The organism is Serratia sp. Je.1.23.a, assembly GCF_051129805.1.
Taxonomy (GTDB): Bacteria; Pseudomonadota; Gammaproteobacteria; order Enterobacterales; family Enterobacteriaceae; genus Serratia; species Serratia liquefaciens.
Genome location: NZ_JBCPSR010000003.1, coordinates 112,644 through 125,110, shown reverse-complemented (window position 1 = coordinate 125,110; position 12,467 = coordinate 112,644). Strand labels below are relative to the sequence as shown.

The following is a 12,467-nucleotide window of genomic DNA, read 5'->3' as shown; positions in this document are numbered from 1 at the left end:
CCCATTGCTGGGGTATTTGAGGCTGTATTACTGAAGTTTAATTAAGCTTTAAAATTACCAATGAAAGTTTCAACAGAATCTCCATCGAATTTACCGATCAGTAGATCGCGAAACTCGTTGGCAATAGCTTCTTCCTGAGCTTCGAGCTGGACAATTCGCAGAACAAATAATGGCTCATCGCCTTTTAATAAGCTGTTGCGAAGGCTGAAACTACGTTCCCCTAGGCCTTCATACGGTACGCAAGTAAATTCGAATGCAACTGGCATAACGTCTTTGCTGCTGGCTTCAATGCTTTGCATGAGTGATTTTTTACCGCTGAAATCACCGTCTTCATGATCCGCTTCTGACATTTGCTTAATGCTGACACGGCGAACTGCGGTGGCGGCTTGAGAGATTGGCATTGAGTTACCTTCAGCATCGAACGCCTTTAGGCTATCGCTCCAGTCTTCTAACCATTCAGCGATATTTTTTTGACGCAGGCGTTCACCATCGATTGCCAGCAAGGCTCTGAATGGAGCGGTCTTTTTTAGCTTGATCGCCGCGATATTATCGGCATGACCTGGATTATCAATTGTACCAATGTTGAAGATAGATTTTGCGCTCATATTTTCAGCGTCGATGAAGCAACGAGCTAATTCTTCAGTGCCTGCATAGCCCGTTGAATAACGCACAAAATCTTCAATACTGGTTGTCTCCATTGCCCCACGGAAACGGAAACGGAAGCTCTGGAAACGCTCAAGGCTTTCAACACTTACATCTTTTGGCAAGATCGCAGTTGAACAGGCCAACCCTTCGACATCACTGAGATGATAACCTGAAATAACAAGGTCTTTAATTTGTTGAATTGCGCTGCCATCTAATTGAGACATAGATATAATCCTATATGTTGAAAATAACTGTTTTTATTAATAAGTCGCAGTATTACTTAGCGACGCGTAATTTACCGTCGGTTTCTCCGTTAACAGTAAATAGCTGGCCTTGGTCTTCTTGCAGAATTGTTAACTTTCCACCTTTACCGACATACATTGGTGTTTCAGTGGTGTCTTCTTCTGAAACTTTTCCGCGCGGGGTAGGAGTTACAAATTTAAGTTGGTGCTTAATAGCAACACGTTTTTCTTCAACTGAATTGCTTAAGCGGTCAAGGTCAAAGGTAAGAACAACCTTCCCCTTGCCACCATTATTGAGAACACCCAGAGCCGTAGCGTTTAAAGCTGCTGAGATTTTATTTTGAAACACACCGGCATCCAGTTCGCCCAGAAATTCCGGTACGTTGGTCTTGCGGTCTTCACTCATTGAATACTCCTCACACGAAGCGGCGAACGCCGCGGTTTTCTCCACACACCAGGTAGCGCACCGGTACAGGGTTTTTATACTGTGCAATATGAAAAATTGAACTGCCCAGTGCGCTACCTGATGTGTAAAAAAAGGGCGGCCAGCCTACGAACATTATCTTCACCTCCGAGGGGTAGAAGCTCGGCGAGGCCGCCAAAGACTACACACAGCACTAACATGGTTGTGGTGGTCGGCGGACAACGCCCCGAAGTCCACCAGCCAGATCCACAACGGTATGCTCACTCATGAGTTAGGATCCTCCACCGCTCCCAGAATTGAGGGAAAGGGCGAGTGAGCATGCCGTTGTGCGCCTGTTACCCGGCGACTGCCACCACTACACAAAAACCAACAACCAACCAGAACGGGATGCAAGCCACAATGCTATAGACCACTGCCTTCCAACCTTTTGCGCTCATGATTGCCTCAGTGCGCCCCGTAGGGCGCGGCATTTGCTTTAGCCAGCCAGTTGGCGATTCAACCATTTAGCGGCACTAGATTGAGTTTTAAACTCTTTGCTCTTAGTGAAGGTCATTGCGGTGAAAGTACCGTTACCGTTAGGGAAAATGCCGGTTTTAGCGGTTTCGTTGTTGCCCATGTCATAAGTAGAGTTCATCTCGTTGCCCTTACTGAGTATCTGGCTGTGCGCCCGTGCGCTGTCGATGAATATATAATTAACCATTGGATAATTATTGTAAATAACCATTGGTTAATTTTTTGGTTGTTAATCAGTTATTGGTTGATTTTAAATAGAATTTAATTTTCTGATTAAGTATGGTGAGGTGAAAAAATGAACAGGAAAGAGGAGGTTGATATGGAAGATGACCAGCCAGCTTTCATAGCTGGGGAAGCTGAGATCTTGGTTAGGGATGGGAAATTTTAGAGATAAAACCCGGTGCTATGACCGGGTTAGAAAATTAGTTTTGCTACGGCCATGGCTAGGCCGGTAATTCCTAGCATTGTGGCGGCAAGCCACTTTGTCTGAGCTGAAATTGCCTGGTGGACTTCTATACGAACGGACGCAATGTCTTCTTTTGTCGCATAGTTAGACTTCATTACTGCTATATCGGTTCGGATTTCAGCAAGAGTATCTTCAAGCAGCTTTACTCTTTTCTCAAGCATTTCATCACCTCCGTCATCTCCACCGCCATGTCGAGGCGGCACACTGGGAATGTCTTTAGTAAATGGTACAACATTGCTGTCAGGAGTTGGCATTTTTTTCTCCTTCTCGAAGGGCGGCAAAATACTCTTTCGCCCAATTCAAAACAGTGTAGGCGTCGATCTTCATGACATGTCCGCAGTTTTTACAGATGAGAGAAATATAAAACCTGTCTGCGACCCCACCGTAAATACTTTCTTCTTTGAAGACGTTGACATATGTGCCAAGCGCTGTGCCTACAGGCATGTTACATGAAGCTGAAACTTGAGGGACAGTTAACTGCTCACGCATACAGAGGTTGCACTTAAATGCGACCCCTTTGACGTTCAAAAACGAAATAAACGCATCAAAGGTAATGATTTCGAAACCTTGTTCGCTCGCCATCCTGGTCACCATCAAAGCTTGTTATATTTTATTGATTCATGAATCAATGCCTTACCCATAACGTAAAACTGATCTTGGGTTCCTTCCTCGATATACCATTTTTCATATACTGGGTTATCGGAAAGAACAGCCAAGCGGTTGCCCTGCATCTGTAATCTCTTAACGTGAAATGTCTTGCCGAACACAAAGGCATACACTCCATCTGTCAGGAAGTGACGGACGGCAATATCTACGAATAATCGGTCACCTGAAATCAACGTAGTGGCCATGCTGTCGCCGCTTACTGTCATTACCTTTACTTGCTCAGGCGTGCGGTTGCCAAATAAGGATCTGGCGTGTTCATTGGTGAACTCGATCGCGTATAGCACCTCAACATAGTCAGAAAGCATATAGCTCCCCGATCCCGCACTTACCGCTAAATCCAACACTTCAACGCGGTAAACGTCAGACTCTGAATCAGTAATCATGCTTTTTACTTCACCAGTCTCTGTAGGTTGGCCAACCCCGTATTCAAGCCACTCGGCGCGAACACCAAGCACCTTACTTAGGGCAACGATATTCTCGGCGTCAGGTATTGCTTGAGAATTGAACCATTTCCAAACGCCAGGCGTAGATACTTCGACCCCGATCTTTTTCATGGAGTCTACGAGCTTTTTATTTTTCCCGCGTTCAGAAAGCCCGGCCAGTTGGCAGGCTTCAAGCAATCTGGCGGTAAAGGATACTTTGGAATTGTCTCTCTTAACCATTGGTTAATCATCCGTCGAACTTGACTTAGCTGTCAGTTAATATTTATTATTAACTTTTGGTTAATTTGTGATTTTTAGGAGCGTCAATGAACCCTGTCGAATTCGCAGTTGAAGCCGTTGGTGGCCAAGCTGCGGCAGCAAAAATTTGCGAGAAGTCCCCGGTCGCTATTCATAAGTGGGTGAAGAATGCATGCCTGCCAAGGACCGAATACACCCAAAAAACTAACTATGCAGAAATGCTAGCCAGTGCTTCAGGTGGAAAATTCACAAAAGAATGGCTCTTAGTCGAGGCTAATCCTGATCGCCCGAAAAAGACTAACGAATCAGTTGCATAAACGTAACTACCAAAGGAAAAACAACATGGTAGAGCCAAATTTGAAAGATGTAGTGAAGGCGATGTGTTCTGCGTACCCAGGCGGTAGATCGGCAATGGCCGGCGCCCTTGGCATGACGCTGACACAGTTCAACAACAACCTCTATGAAAAGAACGGGTGCCGTTTCTTCGAATATCACGAGGTTGAGGCGATAGAGGAATTTTCCAACACCAATTATCTGGCCGAGTACCACGCAAGCCGCCGTAACAAGTTGCTGGTGGATAAGACTAACCCAGCAGAGATCGACTCTGTAGAGCTCCATCACGTTCGCCTGCAGGGTGACATCAACCGCGGCAAGTATGACCAGAAAATGCAGGAGGCTATGGCTGACGGTGTTATCGATGAAGAAGAGGAGAAAGCCTTGTGGAAGAAACTGGATCGCTATGTAGCGACGAAAACAGCGGAGCTCATTGGATTCTTGAGCCTGTACGGGTTAGGGAAAGGCCCAAAAGGTTGACGCCCAGAGGTTGCAGCCGCTGGGCGTCGGTGCGAGTAAATCAGTGTGTGGAGAAATAATCGCATGAGCAATTTAACCAGAAATTCAATGGTGCCGCAAATCCGCTGCCGTGCAATGACTGGCGGTAAATCTGCGTCGCCGTTCCGGTATGAAGTAAATGTAATGGGTCGGTGGATTGCCAGCAACTACCAGTTTGCGCGCTGGGTGGTAGATGGCGGTAAGTGGCTGACGCGTGTGCGGGAGGATGTATGAATACCATGATCACTTCGGCAAATAGAACCATGAGCAGCCGCGAAATCGCTCAGTTGGTTGAGTCCCGCCATTCTGACGTCTGCACCACCATTGACCGTTTGGTGAAGCGCGGCGCGATATCGGGGTATGCGGCAATGCCGTACACCCACCCCCAGAACGGTCGACAGTACAGCGAGTACCAGGTGAACAAGCGTGACAGCTATGTTGTGGTTGCCCAGCTATCACCTGAATTTACAGCCCGTTTGGTCGACCGGTGGCAAGAGCTGGAAAACCAGACCTCTGTCCCACAGTCACTTCCTGAGGCATTGCGCCTGGCCGCCGACATGGCAGAGCAGAAAGCAGCCCTGGAGCAGAAGGTGCAGGCCGACGCCCCGAAAGTGGCCTTTGTCGATCACTACGTTGACGCCAGCGGTGCCAAGAGCCTGCGTGAGACAGCCAAAATCCTGAACATGCCAGAGAAGGCGATGATTGATGCGCTTTTGCGGGACAAGGTTTTGTTTCGCCTATCGGGCAATCTTTTACCTCATGCCCTCCGCCAGCGTGACGGTCTTTTCGCGGTTAAAACCGGCAAATCAGATTTTGGTCATGCCTTCACTCAAACCCGGGTAACGCCGCGCGGCATCCAGTGGATCGCTGAGCGTTACGCCTCTGAGCTGATGGTGAGCTGATATGGCGAACTTACTTATTCAGGCTGGCTGCCATTACCGCGATAGCAATCACGCAGTGGTGCTGGTGCACAGCACAGATCCGGAGCGCGAGACCGTCACCTACAGCCCGGTAGGGCAAGAATGGGCGATCACCACGCCGATGATTATTTTCCGGTCACGATTTATCAGGTTTGACGTATGAGCAGAATATTTGAAGTTGTTCAGGCCATGTCTGGGCAGAAGAACTGCATTGTGATCCCAGGCCCGTACTTGGACTTCTTTGCCAGTGATCAGCAGTCCTTTGCTTTGGCCGCCGTGCTGAATCAGCTGGTGTTCTGGACAGGGAAGTCATCACAGGACGATGGCTGGTTTTACAAAACGCATGAAGAGCTTGCGGGTGAACTGCGTGGGGTCAGTGAGGACCAGGTACAGCGCGTTGTTAGCAAACTCCGCAAGAAGTATTTGCCGGGTGTTATTGAAGTATCTACCCGTAAGGTGAATGGCACCCCGAAGAACCATTATCGTATCGACGGTGAAAAGCTAATTGCTCTGATATTCCCGCCAGCAGTGGAATCCGCAGAATCACGGAATGGAAAACGCGAAGTTACGGAATCCATTACGCAGAATCACGGAATGGAAAACGCAGAAGTGCAGGAACAACGCCGCGATTCTACGGAATCCTATCTCTATACAGATCATTACTCAGATCAGAACAAACAGATCATAAAACCTGTTGGTCAACTGGCTGAGCCAGCCGACCCGCAAGCGGATGATTCTCTGAAAATTGATTATCAGGCTGTGCTGAAAACCTTCCACGACACGTTGCCTGAATTGCCACAGGTTATCAAAGTGACCGAAGCCCGCCGCAAAGTGCTGCGCAAGCTGTGGAAAGAGTACGACCTGAACATCGAGAAGTGGGGTGCTTACCTGCGCTACATCGCCAAGAAATGCCGCTGGATGCTCGAAGACCGCCCGGATACCACCAGCGGCAAGACATGGCGCAAGAAGGATTTCGACTACCTGATCACCGAGAAATGCTACCTGTCGGTCAAGGAAGAACGGGCCAACGACCTGCCGAAAGTCGAGAGACTGGACACCACCGCCCGCGATGATGCTTACCTGCGTATCGTGACCCAGCGCCGCAAGCCACGCAACGAGGTAGAGACCATAGCCCAGCGCCTGGCGGGTTCACTGGGGCGCATGACCGATTACGATGCTCGCAAGGCATGGGTAGGAATTTGGGCGAATGCAGTGGCTCAGGCCAGCGAGAATGACTTGGGGAGGTTGGCAGGATGAAACCAGCAACACATCAAATTTTAGGTGTCACCGTATTTCCGCTGGTGGCCATGCTGCAACAGGTTCGCCGCTGGTGGTCATTGCGGTATTTGCGCGGGTATTGGGCTGATGATCAGGATCTGCGCCGTATCGCCCGGGAACGTAACTGGGTGCGTGTACTGACCCAATTCAACATCGAGGCGCGTTATCGCTTCATCAAGCTGCTGACCACCGCTGAACAGCAAAGGGGGATCCTGTGACCGTATATTCAAGCAACACACCTACAGAGCACAAAGACCGTTGGCAGACCCCGATCGAGATATTCAGTGCACTTGATGTTGAGTTTGGTTTCTACCTGGACGCTGCAGCAGACCACAGCAACGCGCTGTGTGCCCGTTACCTGACAGAGCAGGATAACGCGCTGGTGGCGGAGTGGGAGAGCTACGGCGCCATCTGGTGCAATCCACCCTATAGCGCAATTACACCCTGGGTGGAGAAGGCTGCAGAGCAATGTCGTGCACAGAATCAACCGATTGTGATGCTGCTGCCAGCCGATACTTCAACGGGCTGGTTCTCGCTGGCGCTGCAGACGGTCGATGAAGTCCGACTGATCACTGATGGGCGTCTGGCGTTTATCAATTCAGCCACAGGTAAGCCCGGCAAGAACGGTAACAGCAAGGGCAGCATGCTGTTTATCTGGCGGCCATTCATCAAGCCGCGGTGCCAGTTCACCACGGTATCTCGTGAAGATCTGATCGGCATCGGTACCGATGTGCTTCGCGAAGTGGCGGCATAAGTGGGGGTGACATCATGAAAAATAAGCAATATAGTGATCCGTGCGCATCCACCCTTGCAGGGGTAAGAGATACGCTGGTTGGTTCCGTCTATTTGCAGATAGCGGGGCGGGACCGTTACAAACATGTGTGGAGAAAAGAACATGAATCAGTCTAATCTGATTGGTGGCGCTTACGCGTACCAACCTACCGTTAACACCCTCGAATTAGCCATGACCAGCTTGGAGATCGCCGAGTTGGTAGAGTCTCGCCACGATAACGTAAAGCGGACCATTGAGAGCCTGGTCAGCAAGGGCGTCATTGCTTTCCCTCAAACTGAGGAAAAGCCTACAGCAGGTCGGCCTGTAAGCTATTACGTTTTTGAAGGTGAGAAGGGTAAGCGTGACAGTATTATCGTTGTTGCACAGCTTTCCCCTGAGTTTACCGCCCGCCTGGTCGATCGCTGGCAGGAACTTGAACACGCCCAGCCACCGCTCACTCAGCTTGAAATGCTTGCTCGCATGGTAAACGAGGCTGCAATTTCTGAGCGCAAGATGATGGCCATTCAGCAGCAGGTAAATGGCGTAGAGCAGAAGATCGAGGAAATATCTTCTGGTTCCATCCCCGCCGGCTGGGAAACCATCCGCAACCTTTCGGCAAAGTCTGGAATCTCAAGCCAGAAGGTGAAAGATCTGGCCGCCGCCTTTTCCGTCCCCAACAAAAAAGTCCCTTTCATGGCGCCCAACGGCATTTTGTCGAATGTTACGGTTATCGAAGAATGTGAATTCGAAACCGCCATGCGCACCCTGCTGGACGAATCAACCCCGCCGAAGAAAGGCAAATTCTGGCAGCACCCGGCGATAGGGCGCTTCGAAATCCGAAGAGGCGCAGAGTGAGGCTGCTACTAACCCCTTACCTGCAGCGTGAACTGGGTGTGGTACTGCTACGCCCAGGTAGCGACTTGCTGCATTATTTCAGCGGGCGCAGCCGTCTGCTGATCGCCAGTGAGCCGGAAGAGTTAAAACCGCTGCCTTCCGGCCTGCTGCCAGCAGTAGATCAGAGCCTGGCGGCGGATCCGCGGTTGTCCTCTTTCTTCCAGAATGAACGGGTCATAGATGCAGCTGGTGGTGTTGCAGGCCTGAAAGAGTGGTTGATGCGCAGCACAGAATGTCAGTGGACCACCGGCGACGATTACCACCACCATAATATGGACATCCTGGACTATGACGGCCGCCCGGTCCGCCTGTGCTGGCACCATGAGCACCGCCTGCGGGAGCAAACGTTGCCGGAGCTGGATGTTATCGCTGCGCAGAACGTGGCGGAGTGGGTAGTTTACCGCGCCCGCTCTCATTTCATGTTTGGTGAGGACCACCAGCTTAGCCTTCCGGAATTATGCTGGTGGGCTGTGCTGCTGCAGGTGTCAGATCTATTGCCTGATGCGGTAGCCCGGTTCTCCCTACGCCTTCCACCAGCCACCATCCCAACGGGAACGCGCAGAGAGGCGGATATTGTTTGGGAGAAAGCCCCACAGGCGATCATTAACGAGTGCGTGGAGAAGGTGAAACCGGCGCTGACCGTTGATGTCGACCCCGAGCCACCAGCCGGTTTTATGCTGCTGCCCAAGCTTACCCGCTGGGAGTGCGAGAAATACACCCAGTGGGTGAAGTCACAGCCATGCTGCTGTGGCTGCAAACGCCCGGCAGACGACCCGCACCACATTATTGATCACGGGCTCGGCGGCACCGGCACCAAACCACATGACATTTTCACCATCCCCCTGACCCGTGAATGCCATGACGAGCTGCATGATGATGTGGCCGCATGGGAGGCCAAGCACGGCAGCCAGTTATTCCACCTGGTGCGCACGTTGAACAAGGCATTTGGTATTGGGGCGATCAGCACGGCAAACAAGCGCGGGGCAAAACGATGAATCTCGAATCAGCACTGAAACACTTCAGCCCTAAAAGCCTGAATATTTCCGACTCGTCCAGAGCCACGGCGAGCGAAGCATTAACGGGTACTGACATCATGGCAGCACTCGGCATGGTAGAAGCCAAGGCAGTATTTGGCATGGCACTTTGTCTCGGCAAGTATGGTGTCAGTGAAGAGGATCGCCAGCGGTCGGTTGATATGCTGACTCAATTTGCCAGCAAGAAAGCGCCAAGGGCGATAAAGCGAGCCGCCGGGGCTAAGTTTGGTCGTTGCCTGCGTATCATGGCCGCAATGGCTTACGGTGAGTTTTGTCGTTCGGCATTGTCAGCTGAGTCGTGTTCGTGCTGCCAGGGTAGAGGGTTGGTGCGAAAAACCCAGATTAACCGCAACGAGCTGGCCATCGAGTGGGAAGAGAACAAATTCAGCATCAAGAATGGGTTGTGGATGATAAAAGACCAATGCCAGCCGCCAGCAAAGACAGTGTGGGAAGACGTTATGATGGTGGCCTGCCCAGTATGTAATGGTAAAGGCAATATCAGCGCACGTTGCCGCTGCCAGGGTACAGGTACCGTGCTGGATAAGAAGAATAGCGAGCTGCAAGGCGTGCCGGTAATGAAGGAGTGCCCGAAATGCAAGGGGAGAGGCTTCAAACGGGTTCAGCCGTCAGTGATCCACCACGCGGTCAAAAAGCTAATCCCTGAGCTCCCAGAGCGCACATGGCGGTATAGCTGGAAACCCTTCTATGAGTCGCTGCTGACAAAATGCTATCAGGAAGAGAGTGAGTTAGAGCGTGTTTTCAGTAAGGTCACCCGGTGATGGAAAACGTGCACTTGCAATAGTTGCCGTTTTTTCCTAATATCAGCTTTAACGATGGGGTATATACGCCCGTTACAGAAAACCTGCCGATGTGCAGGTTTTTTTATGGACGCAGCAGAAGGGCGCATTTAGTTTTGATACGCACTATCGAACCCTTTGGTGGGGAGTTTCTAAGTGCGCCCCTCGATGTGAAGTGACAGCCGGGGAAGACCGGCAACCATTCAAGCCCTGGCTATAAACGCCGGGGCTTTTGCATTCTGGTGGTGCTGATTACCTCAATCGTAGAAACTTGTTCAGCTCTGCGATGATAGAAATGGCTTCAGGATAATGGTTGACCCACGAGCTGCGAGCTGCGCTTTCTTCGGCCTCGCTCATTCCGAAATGGATGGCAGGTTCTGGCGATTCTTTTATCGATTGTAGAGAGGCTCGGTATCTTTCTAACAGGCGCTCAAATTGTTTAAGTTTCCGATTTGATAATCGCCGTTTAATTTTTTCTATCTTCGATGTCGGCAGCAGGTGGGCAGATGTGAAAGTTTGCCTCTCAAGCCATTTCTGCATTTCACTGAAATTTTCAATAATTGGTTCTGCCAGATCGTTGAATTCTTTTCTCCGATCACGGCCTATAGCCTGCTTGTTGCCAAAATACAGACCAGCCAGGAAGGTAAATAGGCTGATCAAGGGGGAGTAATGCTTCAGGAATTCTATAGTTTCATTCATGAGTTCTGGTGGCTCCTTTTACCGGTCGTCACATTTTCATTCGGTTGGATCTGTGGGGGTGGGACGGGATGGCCGCCCTTCACCTGGCGTGGTTGAAGATTATCATGCATCAACACTGCATACATTCAGGGCTGCACTTCGGTGCGGCCTTTTCTGTTTTTATCACCCGTAGATCGGGCCAAGCCCCGGCAAGGGGGAGGGATGAAAATGCCAAACAGTCCCCATAGCTGGGCGGACATCAGTGAAATTCTCGCAGCCTGGTGGCGCGGCGACGTGCCGATCGGTGGCGTCATCATGGCTATCGTGATGGCGGTATTACGTATGGCTTACTCTGGCAGCAGTTGGAAAGAAACCATTTTCGAAGGGCTGATGTGTGGCGCCCTGGCACTGACGACGTATTCCGCACTGGATTACTTCGATGTGCCGAAGGCACTCACTGTCGGCATCGGCGGTTTTATCGGGTTCGTAGGTGTGAAAAAACTCAGCTCGTTCCTGTCCGGGTACGTTGGCAACCGCTTTGGTGGAGGCAATCAGGATGCAAACAAGTAAAAAGGGTCGTGATTTTATAAAAGGGTTCGAGTCCCTTGAGCTGGTGGCTTATCCAGACCCAGGCACTGGTGGTAAGCCGTGGACGGTTGGTTGGGGCCATACCAAGGGAGTGAAGCAGGGTGACCGCATCACGAGGGAGCAGGCGGAGCAATTCCTGTCCGATGATTTGGCCGTGTTTGAGTTGACGGTAAACAGCGCCATTAAGCGCCCTATGACACAGAACCAGTTCGACGCGATGGTCTCTCTGGCGTTCAACATTGGCGGCCCGAACTTCGCGCAGTCTACCTTGGTGAAAAACTTCAATACCGGTGACGTGCAGGGTGCTGCCGACCAGTTCCCTCGTTGGAAATTCAGCGGTGGCGAGGTTATGCCTGGGCTGGTGAAGCGTCGTGCAGCTGAGCGTGAAGTTTTCTTGTTATGAATGGCTGGATATCAAAGCTGACCAGCGGGGGATTGCTGCTCCTATTGGTGGTGTCGATCTGCCTCGGCGGTTACAGCTCGTTGCTGTCACATCGGTTGGATCTGGCGCGGCAACAGTCTGTCGAGCAGCAAAAGACCTTGGCACAGCAGGCCGGGTTGATCGCCACTCTGCAAACACAGGATGCTCAGAATCGTGCACTGATGGCAGTCCAGCAGCAGCAAGAACAGCAGTTGCGCCAACAGGCCGACATCTATCAAAGGAAATACCGGGATGCGATCAAAAACGATGAGTGCGCCCGTCGCACTGCTCCTGGTGCTGTGCTTAACCTCATGCGCCAGCCCAGAGGTACAACCACCAGCGCCGATCATCCTGTTACCCCCTGAGTCAGTATTCAAGCGATGCGAGCAGCCAACACTGCAGGGTGACACCTGGGGTGATATCGGCAGCTATACGTTGCAACTTCAAACAGCATTATCAATCTGCGCCGGCCAAGTGGCCACGCTTATACAGTGGCGGGCATCCGCCGGGAGAAAATAATGAAAGACCAGTTAGCTCAACGCATTCAAGCGTTCATGAAGCAATACGACCCAGCAGAGTTCTGCGAGGAAGAGGCGAACGGCGGGGAGACTTATGCTG

The 12,467-nt window shown here is 51.1% G+C and carries 21 protein-coding genes; 14 read left to right on the top strand and 7 right to left on the bottom strand.

Going from position 1 to position 12,467, the window contains the following annotated elements; all coding sequences use genetic code 11:
* Positions 1–41: 41 nt before the first annotated feature.
* The 6 genes from AAZT04_RS12850 to AAZT04_RS12825 form a co-directional block, all read right to left on the bottom strand.
* On the bottom strand, positions 42–869 hold the full coding sequence (locus AAZT04_RS12850) for a YfdQ family protein (protein ID WP_434680403.1): 828 nt from the start codon (positions 867–869) through the stop codon (positions 42–44).
* A 52-nt stretch (positions 870–921) separates the two neighbouring features.
* On the bottom strand, positions 922–1,293 hold the full coding sequence (locus AAZT04_RS12845; protein WP_434680401.1) for a hypothetical protein: 372 nt from the start codon (positions 1,291–1,293) through the stop codon (positions 922–924).
* Positions 1,294–1,786: 493 nt separating this feature from the next.
* Positions 1,787–1,945, bottom strand: coding sequence for a DUF1391 family protein (locus AAZT04_RS12840; RefSeq protein ID WP_434680797.1), 159 nt, complete (start codon positions 1,943–1,945; stop codon positions 1,787–1,789).
* Positions 1,946–2,238: 293 nt separating this feature from the next.
* On the bottom strand, positions 2,239–2,544 hold the full coding sequence (locus tag AAZT04_RS12835) for a hemolysin XhlA (RefSeq protein ID WP_434680399.1): 306 nt from the start codon (positions 2,542–2,544) through the stop codon (positions 2,239–2,241).
* Entirely contained in the window at positions 2,531–2,872 is a 342-nt protein-coding gene (locus AAZT04_RS12830) for a hypothetical protein (protein ID WP_434680397.1), read from the bottom strand. The genes AAZT04_RS12835 and AAZT04_RS12830 overlap by 14 nt, the downstream gene beginning before the upstream one ends.
* 11 nt (positions 2,873–2,883) lie before the next feature.
* Positions 2,884–3,618, bottom strand: a complete 735-nt coding sequence (locus AAZT04_RS12825; RefSeq protein WP_434680395.1) for a LexA family transcriptional regulator — start codon at positions 3,616–3,618, stop codon at positions 2,884–2,886.
* An 86-nt stretch (positions 3,619–3,704) separates the two neighbouring features.
* Between AAZT04_RS12825 and AAZT04_RS12820 the strand changes: the two genes are divergently transcribed.
* The 10 genes from AAZT04_RS12820 to AAZT04_RS12775 all read left to right on the top strand — a co-directional run bounded on the left by AAZT04_RS12820 (position 3,705) and on the right by AAZT04_RS12775 (position 10,144).
* Positions 3,705–3,953: a hypothetical protein gene (locus tag AAZT04_RS12820; RefSeq protein WP_434680393.1), complete on the top strand. Its 249-nt coding sequence runs from the start codon at positions 3,705–3,707 to the stop codon at positions 3,951–3,953.
* Positions 3,954–3,978: 25 nt separating this feature from the next.
* A complete protein-coding gene (locus AAZT04_RS12815; protein ID WP_434680391.1) occupies positions 3,979–4,449 on the top strand; it encodes a YmfL family putative regulatory protein in 471 nt (156 codons plus the stop codon).
* A 248-nt stretch (positions 4,450–4,697) separates the two neighbouring features.
* The gene (locus AAZT04_RS12810; RefSeq protein WP_434680389.1) at positions 4,698–5,369 is read left to right on the top strand and encodes a phage antirepressor KilAC domain-containing protein; all 672 of its coding nucleotides are present in this window, start codon (positions 4,698–4,700) and stop codon (positions 5,367–5,369) included.
* Position 5,370: 1 nt separating this feature from the next.
* Positions 5,371–5,550: a DUF4222 domain-containing protein gene (locus AAZT04_RS12805; protein ID WP_434680387.1), complete on the top strand. Its 180-nt coding sequence runs from the start codon at positions 5,371–5,373 to the stop codon at positions 5,548–5,550.
* Positions 5,547–6,644: a hypothetical protein gene (locus tag AAZT04_RS12800; protein ID WP_434680385.1), complete on the top strand. Its 1,098-nt coding sequence runs from the start codon at positions 5,547–5,549 to the stop codon at positions 6,642–6,644. Before AAZT04_RS12805 ends, AAZT04_RS12800 begins: the two co-directional genes overlap by 4 nt.
* Positions 6,641–6,883: a hypothetical protein gene (locus tag AAZT04_RS12795; protein ID WP_434680383.1), complete on the top strand. Its 243-nt coding sequence runs from the start codon at positions 6,641–6,643 to the stop codon at positions 6,881–6,883. Before AAZT04_RS12800 ends, AAZT04_RS12795 begins: the two co-directional genes overlap by 4 nt.
* Positions 6,880–7,419 (top strand): phage N-6-adenine-methyltransferase, encoded by a 540-nt coding sequence (locus AAZT04_RS12790; protein ID WP_434680381.1) that lies wholly within the window; start codon positions 6,880–6,882, stop codon positions 7,417–7,419. The genes AAZT04_RS12795 and AAZT04_RS12790 overlap by 4 nt, the downstream gene beginning before the upstream one ends.
* Positions 7,420–7,560: 141 nt before the next feature.
* Positions 7,561–8,292 (top strand): Rha family transcriptional regulator, encoded by a 732-nt coding sequence (locus tag AAZT04_RS12785; protein ID WP_262240954.1) that lies wholly within the window; start codon positions 7,561–7,563, stop codon positions 8,290–8,292.
* Positions 8,289–9,326 (top strand): DUF968 domain-containing protein, encoded by a 1,038-nt coding sequence (locus tag AAZT04_RS12780; protein WP_434680378.1) that lies wholly within the window; start codon positions 8,289–8,291, stop codon positions 9,324–9,326. The genes AAZT04_RS12785 and AAZT04_RS12780 overlap by 4 nt, the downstream gene beginning before the upstream one ends.
* Positions 9,323–10,144, top strand: a complete 822-nt coding sequence (locus tag AAZT04_RS12775; protein WP_013813827.1) for an antitermination protein — start codon at positions 9,323–9,325, stop codon at positions 10,142–10,144. The genes AAZT04_RS12780 and AAZT04_RS12775 overlap by 4 nt, the downstream gene beginning before the upstream one ends.
* Positions 10,145–10,414: 270 nt before the next feature.
* Here AAZT04_RS12775 and AAZT04_RS12770 read toward each other — a convergent pair whose 3' ends face one another.
* Complete coding sequence (locus tag AAZT04_RS12770) at positions 10,415–10,861, bottom strand: hypothetical protein (protein ID WP_434680376.1); 447 nt, start codon at positions 10,859–10,861, stop codon at positions 10,415–10,417.
* A gap of 201 nt (positions 10,862–11,062) precedes the next feature.
* Between AAZT04_RS12770 and AAZT04_RS12765 the strand changes: the two genes are divergently transcribed.
* Genes AAZT04_RS12765 through lysC form a run of 4 tightly spaced genes read left to right on the top strand, consistent with a single transcriptional unit; the run spans position 11,063 to position 12,368 of the window.
* Positions 11,063–11,410 carry a phage holin, lambda family gene (locus AAZT04_RS12765; protein ID WP_153860781.1) on the top strand — a complete coding sequence of 116 codons (348 nt, stop codon included), beginning with the start codon at positions 11,063–11,065 and terminating at the stop codon, positions 11,408–11,410.
* Positions 11,397–11,831, top strand: a complete 435-nt coding sequence (locus AAZT04_RS12760; RefSeq protein ID WP_434680375.1) for a lysozyme — start codon at positions 11,397–11,399, stop codon at positions 11,829–11,831. Before AAZT04_RS12765 ends, AAZT04_RS12760 begins: the two co-directional genes overlap by 14 nt.
* A complete protein-coding gene (locus AAZT04_RS12755) occupies positions 11,828–12,214 on the top strand; it encodes a hypothetical protein (protein WP_434680374.1) in 387 nt (128 codons plus the stop codon). Before AAZT04_RS12760 ends, AAZT04_RS12755 begins: the two co-directional genes overlap by 4 nt.
* Positions 12,102–12,368 carry an Rz1-like lysis system protein LysC gene (gene lysC / locus AAZT04_RS12750; protein WP_434680372.1) on the top strand — a complete coding sequence of 89 codons (267 nt, stop codon included), beginning with the start codon at positions 12,102–12,104 and terminating at the stop codon, positions 12,366–12,368. Before AAZT04_RS12755 ends, lysC begins: the two co-directional genes overlap by 113 nt.
* Positions 12,369–12,467: the final 99 nt, after the last annotated feature.

What these genes read in the sequence shown, in the direction of transcription:
- AAZT04_RS12820 (WP_434680393.1), top strand. Translation starts at nt 3,705, where the DNA reads ATGAACCCTGTCGAATTCGCAGTTGAAGCCGTTGGTGGCCAAGCTGCG.
- AAZT04_RS12810 (WP_434680389.1), top strand. Translation starts at nt 4,698, where the DNA reads ATGAATACCATGATCACTTCGGCAAATAGAACCATGAGCAGCCGCGAA.
- AAZT04_RS12850 (WP_434680403.1), bottom strand. Translation starts at nt 869, where the DNA reads ATGTCTCAATTAGATGGCAGCGCAATTCAACAAATTAAAGACCTTGTT.
- AAZT04_RS12760 (WP_434680375.1), top strand. Translation starts at nt 11,397, where the DNA reads ATGCAAACAAGTAAAAAGGGTCGTGATTTTATAAAAGGGTTCGAGTCC.
- lysC (WP_434680372.1), top strand. Translation starts at nt 12,102, where the DNA reads ATGCGATCAAAAACGATGAGTGCGCCCGTCGCACTGCTCCTGGTGCTG.
- AAZT04_RS12785 (WP_262240954.1), top strand. Translation starts at nt 7,561, where the DNA reads ATGAATCAGTCTAATCTGATTGGTGGCGCTTACGCGTACCAACCTACC.
- AAZT04_RS12840 (WP_434680797.1), bottom strand. Translation starts at nt 1,945, where the DNA reads ATGAACTCTACTTATGACATGGGCAACAACGAAACCGCTAAAACCGGC.
- AAZT04_RS12770 (WP_434680376.1), bottom strand. Translation starts at nt 10,861, where the DNA reads ATGAATGAAACTATAGAATTCCTGAAGCATTACTCCCCCTTGATCAGC.
- AAZT04_RS12825 (WP_434680395.1), bottom strand. Translation starts at nt 3,618, where the DNA reads ATGGTTAAGAGAGACAATTCCAAAGTATCCTTTACCGCCAGATTGCTT.
- AAZT04_RS12800 (WP_434680385.1), top strand. Translation starts at nt 5,547, where the DNA reads ATGAGCAGAATATTTGAAGTTGTTCAGGCCATGTCTGGGCAGAAGAAC.
- AAZT04_RS12845 (WP_434680401.1), bottom strand. Translation starts at nt 1,293, where the DNA reads ATGAGTGAAGACCGCAAGACCAACGTACCGGAATTTCTGGGCGAACTG.
- AAZT04_RS12755 (WP_434680374.1), top strand. Translation starts at nt 11,828, where the DNA reads ATGAATGGCTGGATATCAAAGCTGACCAGCGGGGGATTGCTGCTCCTA.
- AAZT04_RS12775 (WP_013813827.1), top strand. Translation starts at nt 9,323, where the DNA reads ATGAATCTCGAATCAGCACTGAAACACTTCAGCCCTAAAAGCCTGAAT.
- AAZT04_RS12795 (WP_434680383.1), top strand. Translation starts at nt 6,641, where the DNA reads ATGAAACCAGCAACACATCAAATTTTAGGTGTCACCGTATTTCCGCTG.
- AAZT04_RS12830 (WP_434680397.1), bottom strand. Translation starts at nt 2,872, where the DNA reads ATGGCGAGCGAACAAGGTTTCGAAATCATTACCTTTGATGCGTTTATT.
- AAZT04_RS12815 (WP_434680391.1), top strand. Translation starts at nt 3,979, where the DNA reads ATGGTAGAGCCAAATTTGAAAGATGTAGTGAAGGCGATGTGTTCTGCG.
- AAZT04_RS12835 (WP_434680399.1), bottom strand. Translation starts at nt 2,544, where the DNA reads ATGCCAACTCCTGACAGCAATGTTGTACCATTTACTAAAGACATTCCC.
- AAZT04_RS12765 (WP_153860781.1), top strand. Translation starts at nt 11,063, where the DNA reads ATGAAAATGCCAAACAGTCCCCATAGCTGGGCGGACATCAGTGAAATT.
- AAZT04_RS12805 (WP_434680387.1), top strand. Translation starts at nt 5,371, where the DNA reads ATGGCGAACTTACTTATTCAGGCTGGCTGCCATTACCGCGATAGCAAT.